The sequence below is a fragment of the Ruegeria sp. AG6 genome (assembly GCF_056541565.1).
This window is the reverse complement of sequence record NZ_JBQFYQ010000001.1, coordinates 106,253-122,311: the sequence shown is the minus strand read 5'-3', so window position 1 is coordinate 122,311 and position 16,059 is coordinate 106,253. Positions and strand designations below refer to the sequence as shown.

The following is a 16,059-nucleotide window of genomic DNA, read 5'->3' as shown; positions in this document are numbered from 1 at the left end:
TGAAAATGGAACAAGTCGGACAACGTAAAATCGACGGTCTGTGGCTGACTGTGGTCGGCATCGCGGTACTGTTCTTTCTGATCCTGCCAACGCTAATTGTGATCCCGATGTCGTTTTCGGGGGCCTCATATCTGGAGTTCCCACCAACGTCATTTTCGTTTCGCTGGTACACGGCCTATTTCACCTCCGCAGAATGGATGAGCGCCACAAAGACCTCACTGATCGCGGCTGTATTGACCACGGCGATCGCAACACCTTTGGGCTCACTTTGTGCATATGGCCTGCATTGCTCTGCCCCACGGATCAGGAGCGCTGCGCAGATCCTCGTGATCATGCCCATCGTCGTACCGGTGATCCTGATCGCCGTCGGCGTGTTCAGTCTTTATGCCAAGCTGGGCCTCAACTACACGCTGACCGGAATCGTGATCGCCCATACCGCGCTGGCGCTTCCCTTTGTGATCGTGACCGTGATGTCGGGTTTGCAGAACTACGATTTCAATCAGGAACTGGCGGCGCGCAGCCTGGGTGCATCCCGAGCCTACGCGTTGTGGACGGTGACTGTGCCGCAGGTCAAATTCTCGATCCAGACCGGGGCCTTTCTGGCCTTCATCACATCGCTGGACGAGGTGGTGATTTCGATGCTGGTCTCGGGTGGCGAAAAGGCCACAATCACTCGTCGCATGTTCAATTCGCTGCGCGATCAGCTAGATCCGACCATTGCAGCGATCTCGACCTGCCTGATTATCGTGTCAATCTCGGCGCTCATCGGCGTGCAGTTGATTGGCCGCAGCAAGAATGCTGACAAATGATGGGCTCTTTATATCTGACCAATCTCGGCCCGGATCTGGCGGGCGGCATCGAGCACCGCGGCGCGATAGCCTTCGACAGTGGTTTCGTCGAAGCGAACGCGCAGGCCCGACAGGCTGACTGCACCCAGCAGCTCGCCCTCAAGCCCAAGAACCGGAACCGACAATCCAGCAACGTCCGGATCACGTTCACCAAGGCTGAGATAATAGCCGGCCTTCCGAATGTTGGCGGCCTGTTTGCCTTGCCTGATAGAATAGGCATCCAGCACTCGGCCCGACGAGCCAATGCCCAGCGGAATGACCTCGCCCTCCTGAATATGATCCCGCGCAAGCCTAGGCGAGTTGACTCTGTAGAGGCAAACGCCGGAGTTGCCGCGTTGCACATAAAACGACGCGCTTTCCCCCGTTGCATTCACCAGGTTCGCCAGCACAGGGCGCACAATAGGCCCCATGCGGAGGTTCTGGCGAAATACGGATCCAAGACGCCACAAAGACGGGCCGAGGTGAAACAGGCCTTCGCCGTCTCGCGTGATATGGCCAAACTTTTCAAGAGAGACGCTCAGCCGCAAGATTGTTGCTTTATTGACGCCACTACGGTCCGCAACTTCTTTCAGAGACAGCCCCGCATCGCCGGGCTCAAAGCTGTCCAGCACACGCAATGCGCGTTCGACCGCTTCGACACCACCATTCGTGTCGGGGGTTCGGGGCTTGTCGGGCATGGGCAGACCTTTCGACGCAAATCCGTCACTTTTTATAGCTGGTTTGAACGCAATTGGAAATCGCAAATAATGAAGGCATCTGGCAATGAATAGCGCGCAGAAACAAATGATAACAACTGGTTATGCTGGCCTGCCATTTGGCGAGATTTCGCAATGCGATGCAGGATCTGTCGGGCTTTTGGGTGTTCCAAGCGAAGTCGATAGCGGGCCACGTTCCGGCGCCTCCTTGGCACCGGATGCGCTGCGCAAGATGACCGGACAGCTTGGAACTAGCCTGCCTGTAAACGGCCGGGATCTGGGTAATCTGGACCTGTCGGGCGATTGGTCCGGCGTATTGAAACAGCTTGTGGCGCAAATGGTGGATCGCGGCATTGTGCCCGTCGTTCTGGGTGGCGCGTCTGATGTCGCCTCTGCTGTACTGGGGGCCTTGCCTGATCTGCCGGTTGTCGCGGCCATGCCACTGGCTCGGCGTGATCTTACAGAACGACCAGCAAACACGATTTGGGTGGGTTTGAATGGCGGGCAACCTGCCGATGTTTGGGATCAGATCGCTCAGCGCACGATGGATTGGCGTACCGCCCGGCGGTTGGATGAAGGGCACGCAGACTTTTCTGACACGCCCGAGCGCACTGTTCTCTGGATCGACATATCGGTCGTTGATCTGGGGCATGCAGCCGGTGCTATCGGCCTTAACCCCGGCGGAATGAAACCCGAAACCTTGGTTTCCGTCATTGGGGCAATGTCCTGCCGCTGGCAGGCGATTGTGATCACTGGCCTTGCGCCTGCCCGCGACACGCGTGGCATGTCGGAATTGGCGGCCATTGAAACCCTGAACGCGGCTTTGCGTCATGGGTGATGCGGCGCAAATACAGTTTGACGGGATCCCCAGTTTTCTGGGCATGCCTGTTGGCGATCTGGAAGACCTCGTGCCTGGGCAAGTCGCGGTAGCAGGATATTTTTGTGACAATCTCGACCGACCAGCGGCAGAGCAACGCTACCTCGCGAGGCAATTACGATACGCCTCCCGGCCCGGAAAGGCCCCCGCGAATGCCATTGACCTGGGGGACGTGAATGTATTTCCGCTTGAGCCGGATAAGCATTTTTCCGCAATTGTCTCGCAATGCGAGGCGGTTCTGGAAACCGGTGCGCGGATGGTGCTGGTTGGCGGAGATTCCAGCGGACTGAAGGCGCTTAGCATCGCGACACAAAAAGTCACAGGTGCGGATGTTCCTGTTATTCCGGTCACAGGGGGCGTTGCGGGGCAATTGTCTCACGCTCAACCGGTCATCCTTTCTGTGGATTTACAAGAGCTTGCGGGCAAATGGGTGTCGCACCCACGTCGCCTGACCGGGATGTCACCTGCACAGATGATCGCGCAAATTGACACTACCCCAGGCAATGTCACCGCCGCAGCAGTTTTCGGACTTGCCCCGGCGTTGGACGATCGTGGCAGAACTGAAACCTGCGCCGCGCTGGCGATCTTACAGGCGGTGACAGAGCGTCTTGAGAAAGGAGCTGGCTGATGCCTTTACGATCGGCCCCATTGCCGCGCATGGCAGGGCAACTGTCGTTCATGCGCGCACAAACCAAAGCAATCGGAGAAGTCAGGCCCGGCGATCTGGCAGTGCTGGGCGTCCCGTTTGAAGACACCAGCGCGCCGCATGCCGGGCAGTCCCTGGCGCCGCGTGCGTTGCGCGAAACCTCGGTCTATTTCGGTTGGCATGCAAACCCACAATTCAGTCACCCGGTAGATGTCGATGCACGTCAGGACATCAGTACCGACGGTCTGCACGAGCGGCTCTGTGACCTCGGAGATATAGCAGCAGGGTCTGAGGACGCGATCCACGCGGCATTGAGAGCAGCAACGCGTCAGATCAGCCGCAATGGTGCCTGCGCCATAATACTGGGTGGGTCGGATCGCATGTCCGAGACAGTGCAGAGCGCGCTGCCTCATTGTCAGACAGCGCAGCTTGGCGGTACGCCAGATAATGCGCGCGACTTTCATGTGGCACCCTTGCCAAATGGGGCGGGTATGACCTGCAGCTTGGATACTGCTGCGGAGCTTGCAGCGTATTCAAGGTGGCGGGATATATCAAAGCCGCTGTTTGTGCGGTTTGATCTCTCGGTGTTTGAAACGTCGATCAGCGCGCTGTGTGATCGGCCCCGTTTGGGGGGGCTTGATCTGGATACGGTGGTGCAATGGCTCAGCGCTCTGGGTCAGCACGAGGTCAGTGCCATCATGTTGACCGGTCTGAACCCGAACAGGCCCGGAATGGGTGTGGTGAAGGTTGGCCAACGACTGATGGTTACGGCTCTTCTGGCATTTATCTATGCGCGCCTCGGATTTGGGATTGAGCATCCGGGTCGCCTAACTTCCAAGGAAAATGTACTGACATGACTGCAGCTAATACAACATTCCACCCGCCCCTGGCTCAACCGGGATATCGGCTGTTTGATGGGCCTTTGCGTGACGTGACCGACGTCAATGCGGATCAGATCGGCGTGGTGGGCATGCCGAGCGACTGGACACATTCCAGCCGCCTTGGCACAAGGTTCGGCCCCGAAGCATTGCGCAGGGCGACAAGTCTTCTGCAATCTTTGCGTCCGCAGGGAGCCAGCTTTGATCCAGACACAAGCCGCCGCACCGTGCCTGCGACCGACTGGCTGATCGATTGCGGCGACGCAGAGATCACAGCGCAAGACGTTGATGCAACGACCGAAGCCATCGCCACAATGACTGAAACGCTGACCGTTGCAGGGGCGATCCCTCTGGCATTGGGTGGTGATCACTACAATAGCTTCCCGGCCTGTCTGGGCTATTCCCGCGGGCTGGCTAAACGTGCACCAAACGCGCGTTTTGGCTATATCCAGATCGACGGTCATCTGGATTTCTCCGACCGGCTGGGCGCGTGGGGCAGCCACAACCACGCAACCAATGCACGCCGGATTTCTGAACTGCCCAACATTGATGTGTCCAATATGGTCTGGATCGGCATCACGGGCTGGGTCGATGGCGGTGATCTCGCGCTCATCGAAGAACAGGGCGGTCGGGTGTTTTCAGCTGGCGATGTGCAAAAACTCGGAGCGCCCGAGGTGATGCGCCAGGCCTTTGCGCATGCCATGCAGGGCTGTGACGAGCTTTATCTGTCCATCGACATCGACGCGATGGACGCGGGCTACCTTCCCGGCACAGGCTCCATCGTGCATAGCGGCATTACACCGCGTCAGTATTACGATCTGCTGGATGGACTGGCCGAGGCCCCCTTGGGCGGGTTGGACATTGTCGAGGTCTCACCCCCGCTTGATCCCTCACAGCGCACGGAATTCCTTTCGGCGGAAATGCTGTTCCGGGTTCTGCGCCGCTTCCGCACTCGACCTTTGAAAGGGCTGGTGACAGAGCAATGATGGACTATATCGGAACCCGTCAACTGGGTGGGCTATCACATGTAGGGCAAATCCTTGCCCCGGCAACCCGACCCTGGATCACGGATCTTGCAGCGCTTTGCCCCTACGAGGGTCTGCAACCCGGTAACCTCCCGGAATTTGAACATGACCCGGATTGGGACAACTGGGCGCTCACTGACAGTCCAAAAGACCCGACCAAACGCCTGAACTGGCATGTGTTTCAACAGGGAGGCACCCGGTATCTGGTGGCCGACCGGATGCTAATGAGCCGCGTTAGCTGGCAGGATCTGGACGATGCCGGGTATGTCTATGGCACAGAGGTGTCCATCGATGGCACTACGTTTCGATGCCGGTTGCTGACCGGTGGTGATACGCCCCGAAATGACCCCTATCAGGGTGCGACTGGGCCCAATGAATGGGATGCGTTGGTGGGCGGTGCCGCCGTGTCAAACGCGCCCCAACCGGACCCAGCCAATGGTGCAGCCCCGCTTCGCCCGGATCACCTGACCTCACCTCATAACCGTTTGTGGAATTGGTTCGGGGCGGTCAGCTGGACCGCCGAACCTGTCGCCAACCGTGCCGATGGGCGGGTATGCCGGGGCTATCACGGCCCGACCTATTTTTATGTGAACACTGTAGACCACCGGCATGAAGATATCGGTTGGCGACCAGTTCTTGAGGAAGTGCAATGACTGTAGACCCCTTTCCCAACTATATCGCCGGAACATGGGCCGCTGGCAGCGATGCTGTTCCAAACATCAACCCATCTGACCTGAATGACACGATTGGCAATTACGCGCAGGCAAGTGCCAACCAGACGGTTGAAGCGATCGAAGCCGCGGCTGCCGCCTTTCCGAAATGGCGCGCGACATCGCCTCTGGTCCGGTTCGAAGCACTGGACCGGATTGGGTCGGAAATCCTTGCCCGTGTGGACGAACTGGGCGACATGCTGGCCCGCGAAGAGGGCAAAACCCTGTCCGAGGCCAAGGCCGAAGCGCATCGTGCCGGGCATTTGTTCAAATATTTCGCGTCTGAGGCGTATCGTGCTACGGGCGACGCTTACCAATCTCTGCGCGAAGGTGTGTCGCTTAAGGTTGTACGCGAGCCGATCGGCGTCGTCGGCGTGATTACGCCCTGGAATTTCCCACTGGCGATCCCGGCATGGAAAATTGCGCCCGCTCTGGCCTATGGCAATACGGTCGTGTTCAAACCTGCCGAACTGGTGCCCGGTTCTGCGTGGATGTTGTCCGACATCATTGCCCGTGCGGGCCTGCCCGAGGGTGTGTTCAACCTTGTAATGGGCAAAGGCCGTGAGGTCGGGGAGGCGATCGTTTCACACCCCAAAGTTTCTGGGGTCACGTTCACCGGCTCCACACCTGTCGGTCGCAATATGGGGGCTGCGCTGTTCGCCCGCGGGGCCAAAATGCAGCTTGAAATGGGGGGCAAGAACCCGCTGGTTGTCCTCAATGATGCGGATCTGGACCTGGCGGTTCACTGCGCTTTACAGGGTAGCTTTTTCTCGACCGGGCAACGATGCACGGCGTCGTCCCGCCTGATCGTCACTGAGGGAATTCACGACGCATTTGTCGACCGTCTTTGTGCGGCCATGAAAGATCTCAGGATCGGTGATGCGCGCGGGCCAGAAACCCAGATTGGCCCGGTGGCCAGCGAGGCGCAGCTGGCTATCGACAAACGATACGTTTCTCAAGCCATGGATGAAGGCGCAACGCTTGCCGCAGGTGGCGGCGAAGTCAGATCCAAAACCCCCGGACATTACTTTGCTCCGGCCTTGTTTACGGGTGTGTCACCACAGGCAGCCGTGGCGCGGGACGAAATCTTTGGACCCATCGCCGCTGTATTGCGCGTGTCGGACTATGATGCTGCCCTTGCTACCTCCAACGACTGCGAATTTGGTTTGTCAGCGGGCATCGTCACGCGGGATGCGGCCAAGATCGAACATTTCACACAGAACGCCGAGGCAGGCATGATACAAGTTAATCTGCCCACAGCAGGCATGGATTTTCACGCGCCATTTACCGGCCGAAAAGGATCATCCTATGGCGCGCCGGAAAAAGGCAGCTATTGCCGCGAGTTTTTCACGGCAGCCAAAGTTGTACACGAAGGGCGCGGATAATGACGCAGGCACCTTTGAAGGGCATTCGCATTCTTGATCTGACCAATGTGCTGGCCGGTCCGTTCTGCTGCCACCACTTGGCGCACTTGGGGGCCGAAGTTATCAAGGTTGAGGCCGCTGGGCGGGGCGATCTCGCCCGCCAACTGGGGGCTGACCCAGAGCTGAACAAGGCCAACATGGGTGTGTCTTTTCTGGCCCAGAACGCGGGTAAGAAATCGGTCACAGTCAACCTGAAGAACGCACGGGGCCGAGAGATTTTTCTAAAACTCGTCGAAACGGCAGATGTTGTGGTGGAAAACTTCCGGCCCGGTGTCATGAAGCGCCTTGGCGTGGGCTACGAGACCCTAAAAGAGGTCAATCCGACGCTGGTCTACTGTGCCATCTCGGGCTTTGGCCAGGAGGGCCCGTGGATCCGCCGCCCGGCCTATGATCAGATCATCCAGGGCACCTCGGGTGTGATGTCGATCACCGGCGGTGGCGAAAGCGCGCCATTGCGCGTTGGGTATCCGGTGGCAGACACGGTGGGCGGTATCACCGCAGCATTCGCGATTTCATCTGCTCTAAACGCCAATCCGCGCGGTACGTTCATTGATGTTTCGATGCTGGAATCGGTGCTGGCGACAATGGGCTGGGTGGTGTCGAACTATCTGATCGCAGGCGTCAATCCGACCGCCAACGGCAATGAGAATCCCACTTCGGCGCCTTCCGGCGCGTTTGAGGCAAAGGGCGGGTTGATCAACATCGCCGCCAACAAGGACCAGCAATGGGAGCTTCTGACTGACCACCTGGGTTTGGCCGCGTTGCGCGAACGTCCTGAATATGCCACGCGTGAGGATCGCAAACGCCACAGGCTGGCTCTGAAAACGGAGCTTGAGGCCGTGCTAAAGACCCGACCACCGCGCGACTGGGCCAAGGAGCTCAATAGTATCGGCGTGCCCTCGGGAGCGGTTTTGACAGTGCCGGAGGTACTGGAAATGCCGCAGGTTGCAGACCGCGGATTTCTTGGCCAGTTTGAAAATGTACCCGGCGTCGGACGAGACATTCAGGTCGCCACGACCGGCATCAAACTGGACGGCAGCGCGCCCACCGTCGATGCGCCACCGCCCACGTTGGGGCAGCACAACACTGAAATCTGGAGTGAGTTAGGGCTTTCACCGGAAGACATTGAAAAACTGGCAAAGGAAGGCGCGATATGACGGACACCGCAGGACGCAAAGATGCCGATGACATGCGCCACTGGTGGCGCACCGCAATTATCGACATGGCGCCAGGGCGGATCGCCTTTCGCGGCCACCCGATCCAGGACCTTATAGGAAATGTCAGCTTTGCTCAGATGATCTGGCTCATGGTGCGGGGCGATATGCCCACGTCAGAACAGGCGGCACTTTTTGAATGTGCGCTGGTGGCGGGCGTGGATCACGGTCCGCAAGCGCCTTCGATAGCTGCCGCCCGCATGGCAGCGACCTGCGGGCTTGGGCTCAACAACGTCATGGCCACCGGGGTCAACATGTTGGGTGACGTGCATGGCGGCGCTGGTGAACAATGCGCCGAACTTTATCTCGACGTCGCCAAACGGATCGATGACGGCGCCGAACAGGACGCTGCCGTCCGCGACGGTATCGCCGTCTGGCGTGAGGAAAATGGCAAAATTGTCTCGGGCTTTGGCCACCGGTTCCACAAACCCGTCGATCCCCGCGCACCAAGGTTGATGGAGCTGGTACGCGAGGCCGCGAAGTCTGGTACGGTGGATGGGCGGTTTGCCGACATCGGTGAGGCGGTTCAGGCGGAAATCGGACGCAAGCGCGGTACTGAGATCGCAATGAATATAGATGGGGCCACGGCTGTTATCTTTTGCGAGCTGGGCTTTCCACCCCCGCTCTCCCGCGGTCTGTTCTGTCTCTCCCGCTCGGTAGGCGTCTTGTCTCATGGCTGGGAACAAATGCAGCAGGGCGGCCGGAACAAAGGGCCAATGCCCCCGCGGTATCTGCCGGAATACATTGGTGTCAAATCGGAGAGCTAAACCGATGAAACCTCTGAAGACCGCAGTTATCGTTTGCGGTCGGATCAGCGACATCTATTTTAAAACACTGGCAAAATATGACGCGGTTGAAGTTGTGGCCTGTGCCAGGCTGCGCACCGCAGATCGAGGGGCACCTGTCAGGTATCAAAGGTCGCGTAATCGCTATGAACATCGATGGCGCGACCGCCGCAATTTACGCCGAGCTTGGCTTTAAAGCCCAACTCGCGCGTGGGCTGTTCTGCCAGTCTCGGTCAGTGGGCATCCTGGTACACGCCTGGGAGAAGACCCAGCAAGGCAGTCGGAACAAAGGCCCGTTGCCCACGGGGACCCTTGGACCTACTTCAAACCCGACATGCGCCGACGCAGCTGGCAGGCTTTCCACTTTCCAAAAGAAGTGGAAAAATAGATAGGGACACGCCATGCTAACACTGCCAACATTGCCAGCCCTCGGGCTCTCGGTTCTATCGCTTGCGGTTGGTGCTGCCGGAGCTTTGGTTGGCTACTTGGTTAATCTCCCGCTCTATATGCTGACGGGACCAGCGGTGCTGGTCTCGGTCCTGTCGCTGTTCGGGATGCGCCTTGGTATTGCGCCGCTGCTGCGCGACATCGCATTCCTGTTTATAGGAATTGGTATTGGGGCCGGCGTGAATGCAGAGGCGGCAGCTGCGATGCTGAGTTGGCCGCTTGCCTTTGTGGCATTGGCAATCATGCTGGTTCTGGCCATGATCTTGTGCCGCACCTTGTTGGTGAATGGATTCGGATTTGATCAGCGCAGTGCGGTTTTGGCGTCTGCACCGGGCCACCTAAGTTTCGTGATAGCCTTGGGCGAGACTCACGGCGTAAATCTGACGCAGGTAACTGTTGTACAATCAGTACGGGTACTGCTGCTAACACTAGCAGTTCCGGCGCTCGCAGCGCTGATGGGGTTGGACCTGTCTCAGGGCATGACCCCGGATGGGGATACTCTGAGCGCAGGCTATATCGCGGCGTTGGTCGTTCTGTCTCTAATCGCAGGTTGGGTGCTGGAGCGATTCCGCGTCCCTGCGCCGCTCCTCATCGGCGCAATGCTAGTTTCCTCTGTGGGGCATTTGTCAGATCTCTCTCCCGGTATTCTTGAGCCAAGAATTACTATGGCTTGTTTGGTGCTGATGGGCACACTAATTGGCTGCCGCTTTGGCGGCACAAGACCTGTGATGCTGTTTCGATATGCGGGCGGCGGGGTGGCGATCACGGTGTTGACCACGGCGCTTTCTGTCGGGTTCGCGGTCCCAGTGTCGATGTTTTTGAATATGCCCTTGCCCCATGTTTTGGTCGCTTTTGCACCCGGGGGGCTCGAGACCATGATAGTCATGGGGGCGGTGCTTGGCGCCAACCCGGGCTTTGTCGCAGCCTGCCATGTGGGCCGACTGCTGGTTCTGAGCGTGCTCATCCCGTTCATGGCCGCGCGGGTGCGGGATGAGCCTGCCCCCGTTTCACCGAACACCTAAGCGGTTTCGGTTTTGGCCCTGAAGAACTCGTGAGGCGATTTCCATTTCAGGCCGCTGTGTGGATGGTTTTCGTTATAGTCTTCGATCCAGTCTCCTATCAATTTCTAAGTGGTTTCTGCATCAGGCAAGGGTTCACACGGACGTAGTCGCGCTTGAGCGTCTTCACAAGCCGTTGGACTGCGGACTGGCCACCGGCGTGAAGCAGGGCTTCAACCCTAGCTGGCGGGCAAAGATGCGGGTGTCCTTGGCCGTGAACCCGATCTAGATGGCCTTCTCAAAGCTCAAAGCACACCTGCGTAGGATCGGGGCGCGGACCTTCACCGTGATGTTCGACGCAGTCGCTGAAATTTGCGACCTCTACGGCACACATTCGATGCGCCGTACAAAAAGCTGCGGAGATCTACCGCAAAACGGGGAACCTCCGCGCAGTCCAGCTTTTGCTTGGTCATACGAGGGTCGACAGCACAGTTCTATACTTGGGCGTCGAGCACGAAGATGCCCTTAGCATCGCGGAGAAGATTGACATCAAACCAATCGGCGAACGGCCTTTGCCGTTCGCCTCGGGGCGGAGACGACAACCAGGAAAATGCGATCCGGTTCGGGTTGGCAATCTTCTCCATCGTCCATGTCGGTCTGAATGAACTTCTTCGGCGTCATCCAGCCTATGGGTTTAATAATCAGAGCCCATGGGGTTTGATCTTGCTGACAGGTGTCCTCTGCGTGGCAAATCTTCTCGCCTTTACGGACTTATGAAATGGGCGATTGTTTGCAACATTTCATCCTAATCCCATGCACCAGATATCGGAACTAACCACCAAAGAAGCCCTCGATTGGATTCCGCAAAAACAGCCATCGCAAAGACAGCAACGAAAATCTAGTTTGTCCACGCCTCGCTGATTCCGGCTCCGTGCTGCGAAGGGGTTTTTCTTGATTTGGCGTCTCAAGACGAGATTGAGCGGCTGCTTTGGTGAAACGGGCTGCATCGCAGCGACGTGTACGTCGCATGCGCGAAGCAATGCTGCAACAGCGAAGGCCGAAAACGGAATGTCGGCAAAGTCCGCGTTGGCGACCTTCGCGGCAGCCTTATTGAACGGCAGCTTTCTCTACGTGAGGACGGGTATCATTTCCTCAGGTCGTCCAGGAACTCCAGAACGCGCGCATAGTCTCCACTGACCTCGCGCGCTTGTTCGAAGACCTCACGCCGCTGCTGATCTAGGCATCGGAAGTACTGCTCAACATCGGTGAAATACGTCTCCGCATCCCGCCTCAAAAGGTCCGCAAAGGCCCTAACATGATCGGCATTGGTCGGCATCCAGGGCGGCGCAGGCGGCAGGCAACTGCCCGCGATCGCGGCAGACCCCCAGCTCAGAACGGCCATAACCGCCCATGTTTGTTTCAAAAGCCCCATATTATCTTGGCTAAGCCACTCCGTTGCAGTAAATTTGTTTCAACGCATGAAGGGCGCAATAACTCAAATTGCACCTATTGATTGCAAGATTATAATATTGTATCGGTTCGGTAGTCCATGAGGGACTGCCGGGCTAATGCACAATTCTGCAAGGCTCGATCCTATGAATTTGATGCAAGACGCCCCTAATGTTGTCAGTGAAGACGGGCTGCGCACACTACTTGCCGAGGGTCATTCGGCGGATGTTGTGTGCCGGGTTACGCCCAAACGTACAGGTGCTCAGTGGTCCGGAGTTTGGACCGTGCATTGCGTCTCGCCAGATGGCGAGACGCGTCGCCTGCTCGTCACCGCGCGTAACAACATGGCGGCCCGAGAGTTTAAGACAATCAACGGCTTATCCAGCTTCCTCGCCGGGCTTGGTGTTTCGATCGTCTCGATCCCCATGTTCGAAGGCAAGATCGCCTCTCACAAGTTGGACGACGCGGGCTAAGCCACTTGCCGTCTTCGCAGCATTCCTAGCTGCCCCGGCCTATTCCGAAGGCTTCGTGCTTTCCATGCGAGCCGATGGCCAGCTGGAGACCAAATCCCCCCAATCAGGTTTTGCGCAAAGCTATGTCGACGGGATTGGAGCAAACCCATCAGAGCTGATCGTGTTCGCAGCGCCTCAGCCTGAAGATCCGCCTCCTGCATCCACCCGCGCGGTTCCCCGCCCCGAGATCCTCACAGCCCTTGAAAGCACCGCGCAACGCTATGGCGGACACCCCGCACTACGCCGCGCTGGCCTGTCCGTGACGGAGTGGCAGGTGCTCTTCCAAGCCAATATTGAGATTGAAAGCGCCTATCGCCCGAATGCGCGCAGCTCCGCAGGTGCTATCGGCCTCGGACAGCTGATGCCAGCGACGGCCGCGCAGCTCGGCGTCGATCCGCATGACTGGCAGGCCAATCTGGATGGCTCCGCCCGTTACCTTCTGATGATGCTGGCGCAGTTCGGCACGCCCGAACTCGCGCTCGCTGCCTATAACGCCGGACCAGACGCGGTCGCGCGCTATGGCGGCATCCCTCCTTACCGAGAAACCCAAAACCACGTGCGCCGGGTCATGGCTGTGCGTGACCGACTGACTGGAGCCTCCTGATGCACATTCAATTCCGCACGATCCTGTCGCTGGCTCTGGTCAGCTTGATGTTTGCCAACCCCGCCTTTGCGCAAAGCATCGACCTCTCCCCGGTGCAAAACCTGCTGCAAGGCATTGTCGACACGATCACCGGCCCCTTGGGCATAGTCATCGGCACCTTGGCCCTGATCGGTGTGTTCCTCTCCTGGCTCTTCGGCATTCTGGATTTCCGCCAGGCTCTTTGGGTGCTGGTCGCCATTGCGGGGATCGCGGCTGCACCGACCATCGTGACCGCGATCTGGGGCGCGTAAATCTGACATGGCAACGCAAACCCGCCTCTTCCTGGGCCTGATCCGGCCGCCAAAGCTCATCGGCTTGCCGATCATGTATGCCATGGTTTGGCTCTTCGGGTTTGTGTTGCTGTTTCTTTGGGTTCAGAGCTGGCCGGTGATCATCATTGCCGCTCTGGCCTATCCTGCGCTGTGGAAAGCGGCGGATTGGGATCCGGCCTTTCTTGAGGTGATGGTCACTGCCCTGCAAGAAACGCCGCCTACCCCGAACCGCAAGATCCATTCGGGGGACAGCTATGCTCCGTGATCCTTCGGATGATCTTGCAACGCTGCCAGACTGGGCGCGCAAAGAGCGCCCGATGGCCAGCATGCTGCCCTATGTCAGCCTGGTGAATGACGTGACGATCCGCACGCGCGGCAATGCTTTGTTCCAATGCCTCCGCCTCGATGGGGTCAACAGCATGACCAGCGATGACGCGCATCTGGAGAAGATCCGCGCGCTTTTCGCGGCGATCATCGCGCAGATCGGACCAGAGTACAGTTTCTACATTCACAAGGTCTCAAAAGCGATCGAGACCACCTTGCCACCAGTGCCCAACGAGGGGTTTGCCCAAGCCTTGGACAGCCGTTGGCAAATGGCAATGGCGCGGGGAGGCCTGCGGGACAAGACTCTCACGCTCACGGTACTGAAACGTCCTCCCCTCGGCGCGCGGCTGCGCCTGAAACGTTCAGACTCCATCGCACAGCTGAAAGACCAGACAGCCAAGCAACTGCGCAAGCTCGAAGAGGTCGTCAGGTTTCTGCTATCGTCCTTTGCAGAGATGAACCCGCGCCTGCTCGGCGCTGAATGCGGCGAGCTACTCGGGTTCCTCGGGGCACTCAACATCGGCCAAGAGCGACCACTCTTCGCAAAATCCCGCTTTGGTGTCATTGCCGAAGATGTAGCCAACACCCGCGTCACGTTTCAGGGGCGCGGCTTTGCGCTCGACGACGGGACGGCGGGCAAGCGGTTTGGCACCAGTTTTGCGATCAAGACTTACCCAGCCAAAACCAGCTGCACCATGTTCGATGAGCTGAACCTGCCGGTCGACATGGTGGTCACACATTCCTTCACGCCGATCAACAGCAACATCATGGCCAGCCGGATCAAGCGCCAACAGCGCCTTATGAAGGCCAGCGATGACGGCGCGTTTTCCCTTGCTGAAGAACTGGTAGACGCGCTGGACGATCTTGAATCCAAGCGGCTCAGCTTTGGCGATCATCACATGACGGTGACGGTTTTCGCTGAGACCGAGGAAAAGCTGGAAGCCATCGCGGCCGAGGTACGCAATATCGCCGCCAGTGAAGGCGTAAATCTGGTGAATGAGAGCTTTGCAGCGCGAACCCATTATTTCGCGCAGCATCCGGGCAACGGACAGATGCGCAGCCGCAAGGCCGCCATCACCAACACGAACTTTGCCGATCTCGCGGCGCTACATCGCGGTCAACTGGGCAAGCCGGGTGATAGAGTGCCTTGGGGCAAACCAATCACCCTCTTCCCGACGCCTGAACGCTCTGGATTTCTGTTCAACTATCACGAGACGGGGCAGCCGGACAAAGAACCGACCGGCGGGCATACCTTGATCCTCGGCCGCCCTGGTTCCGGAAAGTCGGTCTTGTCAGCCTTCCTCATGACACAAGCCCGGCGCTGCGACGCGCGCGTCTTTGTCTTCGACTATCGCGCTGGCATGGAAATGGCCGTGCGGGCCAATGGCGGGCGCTACAGTGCTATCAAGGCAGGTGAGTCAACCGGCCTCAACCCTCTGCGCACCGAAATCGATGGGCGCGGGCAAGCCTGGCTGTCTGATTGGCTGGCGACTCTGCTGCACCGCGCCGACAAGCCCCTGAGCCCGGTTCAGATCAACCGCATCCAAGAAGTGGTGCGCCAGAACGCCGGGGCGAGCGATGCCGCCCTGCGCAACTGGCAGGATTTGGCCTCCCTCTTTGTGGCCGGGGCGGATGAAGGGGATCTGTTTGAGCGGATCCAGGAATGGACCGCAGATGGTCGCTATGGCTGGATCTTCGGGCAAAGCGCTGAGGACACCTTCTCGCTTGATGGTGCTGTCGTGGGCTTCGATCTGACCGGCATTCTCGACAGCGAAAGCGAAAAGGAACGCATGGCCGTCCTGTCCTATCTGTTTCGGCGGGTGGAGCGCGTGATCGAGGATCGCAAACCGACACTGATCATCATTGATGAAGCCTGGAAAGCGCTGGATAATCCCTATTTTGCAGACCGGCTCAGCAATTGGCTGGTCACAGCACGCAAACAGAACGCGGTCGTCGTGATGATGACCCAATACGCAAGCCAGCTTGAAAAGACCCGCACCGGCAAAACGATTGTCGAGGCCGTGCCGACGCAGCTCTTGCTTCCCAACATTCGCGCCTCGGCCAGCGATTACACCATGCTGGGCCTCGCTGTAAAAGAGCTCAGCGTTTTGCTCGGCACAGGCAGCAACTCCCGTTTGGCGCTCGTGCGCGACGACCAAGGTTCGGTGGTGATCGACGCTGATCTCAGCGCCCTTGGGTCCTACCTCACGATCCTTGGTGGCATGGAGAAAGGCGAAGCTCTGGTTGGCGCGGATTATCGCCAAAACCCCGATTTTTGGAGACAGATTGATGCGTAGACTGTGCGTTCTAAC

Annotated in this window: 17 protein-coding genes and 3 pseudogenes; 17 read left to right on the top strand and 3 right to left on the bottom strand. The window is 58.5% G+C overall.

Annotated elements, in window-relative coordinates; all coding sequences use genetic code 11:
* Window positions 1–5: 5 nt before the first annotated feature.
* Window positions 6–809: an ABC transporter permease gene (locus ACR0I0_RS00585; protein ID WP_170449536.1), complete on the top strand. Its 804-nt coding sequence runs from the start codon at window positions 6–8 to the stop codon at window positions 807–809.
* An 8-nt stretch (window positions 810–817) separates the two neighbouring features.
* Here ACR0I0_RS00585 and ACR0I0_RS00580 read toward each other — a convergent pair whose 3' ends face one another.
* The gene (locus ACR0I0_RS00580; protein WP_170449533.1) at window positions 818–1,525 is read right to left on the bottom strand and encodes an IclR family transcriptional regulator; all 708 of its coding nucleotides are present in this window, start codon (window positions 1,523–1,525) and stop codon (window positions 818–820) included.
* A gap of 106 nt (window positions 1,526–1,631) precedes the next feature.
* Between ACR0I0_RS00580 and ACR0I0_RS00575 the strand changes: the two genes are divergently transcribed.
* The 10 genes and pseudogenes from ACR0I0_RS00575 (at window position 1,632) to ACR0I0_RS00530 (ending at window position 10,571) form a co-directional block, all read left to right on the top strand.
* A complete protein-coding gene (locus ACR0I0_RS00575) occupies window positions 1,632–2,381 on the top strand; it encodes an arginase family protein (RefSeq protein WP_170449531.1) in 750 nt (249 codons plus the stop codon).
* Window positions 2,374–3,048: an arginase family protein gene (locus ACR0I0_RS00570; protein WP_170449529.1), complete on the top strand. Its 675-nt coding sequence runs from the start codon at window positions 2,374–2,376 to the stop codon at window positions 3,046–3,048. The genes ACR0I0_RS00575 and ACR0I0_RS00570 overlap by 8 nt, the downstream gene beginning before the upstream one ends.
* A complete protein-coding gene (locus ACR0I0_RS00565) occupies window positions 3,048–3,923 on the top strand; it encodes an arginase family protein (protein WP_170449527.1) in 876 nt (291 codons plus the stop codon). The genes ACR0I0_RS00570 and ACR0I0_RS00565 overlap by 1 nt, the downstream gene beginning before the upstream one ends.
* Window positions 3,920–4,930, top strand: coding sequence for an agmatinase family protein (locus ACR0I0_RS00560; RefSeq protein WP_170449524.1), 1,011 nt, complete (start codon window positions 3,920–3,922; stop codon window positions 4,928–4,930). Before ACR0I0_RS00565 ends, ACR0I0_RS00560 begins: the two co-directional genes overlap by 4 nt.
* Window positions 4,927–5,622, top strand: coding sequence for a hypothetical protein (locus tag ACR0I0_RS00555; RefSeq protein WP_170449522.1), 696 nt, complete (start codon window positions 4,927–4,929; stop codon window positions 5,620–5,622). The genes ACR0I0_RS00560 and ACR0I0_RS00555 overlap by 4 nt, the downstream gene beginning before the upstream one ends.
* Window positions 5,619–7,064, top strand: a complete 1,446-nt coding sequence (locus ACR0I0_RS00550; RefSeq protein ID WP_170449520.1) for an aldehyde dehydrogenase family protein — start codon at window positions 5,619–5,621, stop codon at window positions 7,062–7,064. Before ACR0I0_RS00555 ends, ACR0I0_RS00550 begins: the two co-directional genes overlap by 4 nt.
* Complete coding sequence (locus ACR0I0_RS00545; RefSeq protein WP_170449517.1) at window positions 7,064–8,260, top strand: CoA transferase; 1,197 nt, start codon at window positions 7,064–7,066, stop codon at window positions 8,258–8,260. The genes ACR0I0_RS00550 and ACR0I0_RS00545 overlap by 1 nt, the downstream gene beginning before the upstream one ends.
* Window positions 8,257–9,084, top strand: a complete 828-nt coding sequence (locus tag ACR0I0_RS00540) for a citryl-CoA lyase (protein ID WP_170449515.1) — start codon at window positions 8,257–8,259, stop codon at window positions 9,082–9,084. The genes ACR0I0_RS00545 and ACR0I0_RS00540 overlap by 4 nt, the downstream gene beginning before the upstream one ends.
* Before the next feature lie 149 nt (window positions 9,085–9,233).
* A pseudogene (locus ACR0I0_RS00535) lies at window positions 9,234–9,494 on the top strand (hypothetical protein); the annotation flags it as partial.
* 9 nt (window positions 9,495–9,503) lie between these two features.
* On the top strand, window positions 9,504–10,571 hold the full coding sequence (locus ACR0I0_RS00530; RefSeq protein ID WP_170449511.1) for an AbrB family transcriptional regulator: 1,068 nt from the start codon (window positions 9,504–9,506) through the stop codon (window positions 10,569–10,571).
* Here ACR0I0_RS00530 and ACR0I0_RS00525 read toward each other — a convergent pair.
* Window positions 10,568–10,826, bottom strand: a pseudogene (locus ACR0I0_RS00525) (integrase core domain-containing protein); the annotation flags it as partial. The gene ACR0I0_RS00530 and the pseudogene ACR0I0_RS00525 overlap by 4 nt on opposite strands.
* 10 nt (window positions 10,827–10,836) lie before the next feature.
* Between ACR0I0_RS00525 and ACR0I0_RS00520 the strand changes: the two are divergent.
* Window positions 10,837–10,932 (top strand): annotated as a pseudogene (locus ACR0I0_RS00520) (IS630-like element ISSpo6 family transposase); the annotation flags it as partial.
* A gap of 759 nt (window positions 10,933–11,691) precedes the next feature.
* On the opposite strand, the gene ACR0I0_RS00515 reads toward ACR0I0_RS00520, so the two are convergent.
* Window positions 11,692–11,949, bottom strand: coding sequence for a hypothetical protein (locus tag ACR0I0_RS00515; RefSeq protein WP_170449509.1), 258 nt, complete (start codon window positions 11,947–11,949; stop codon window positions 11,692–11,694).
* Between the two features lie 193 nt (window positions 11,950–12,142).
* Here ACR0I0_RS00515 and ACR0I0_RS00510 point away from each other — a divergent pair, with 193 nt between their 5' ends.
* The 5 genes from ACR0I0_RS00510 to ACR0I0_RS00490 all read left to right on the top strand — a co-directional run bounded on the left by ACR0I0_RS00510 (window position 12,143) and on the right by ACR0I0_RS00490 (window position 16,044).
* The gene (locus ACR0I0_RS00510; protein ID WP_058243064.1) at window positions 12,143–12,469 is read left to right on the top strand and encodes a hypothetical protein; all 327 of its coding nucleotides are present in this window, start codon (window positions 12,143–12,145) and stop codon (window positions 12,467–12,469) included.
* Between the two features lie 64 nt (window positions 12,470–12,533).
* Window positions 12,534–13,112 (top strand): lytic transglycosylase domain-containing protein, encoded by a 579-nt coding sequence (locus ACR0I0_RS00505; RefSeq protein WP_170449507.1) that lies wholly within the window; start codon window positions 12,534–12,536, stop codon window positions 13,110–13,112.
* Window positions 13,112–13,402: a TrbC/VirB2 family type IV secretion system protein gene (locus ACR0I0_RS00500; protein WP_170449505.1), complete on the top strand. Its 291-nt coding sequence runs from the start codon at window positions 13,112–13,114 to the stop codon at window positions 13,400–13,402. Before ACR0I0_RS00505 ends, ACR0I0_RS00500 begins: the two co-directional genes overlap by 1 nt.
* 7 nt (window positions 13,403–13,409) lie before the next feature.
* Window positions 13,410–13,688 carry a VirB3 family type IV secretion system protein gene (locus ACR0I0_RS00495; protein ID WP_024096577.1) on the top strand — a complete coding sequence of 93 codons (279 nt, stop codon included), beginning with the start codon at window positions 13,410–13,412 and terminating at the stop codon, window positions 13,686–13,688.
* Window positions 13,678–16,044, top strand: coding sequence for a VirB4 family type IV secretion/conjugal transfer ATPase (locus ACR0I0_RS00490; RefSeq protein ID WP_170574412.1), 2,367 nt, complete (start codon window positions 13,678–13,680; stop codon window positions 16,042–16,044). The genes ACR0I0_RS00495 and ACR0I0_RS00490 overlap by 11 nt, the downstream gene beginning before the upstream one ends.
* The last annotated feature ends 15 nt before the right edge of the window (window positions 16,045–16,059 follow it).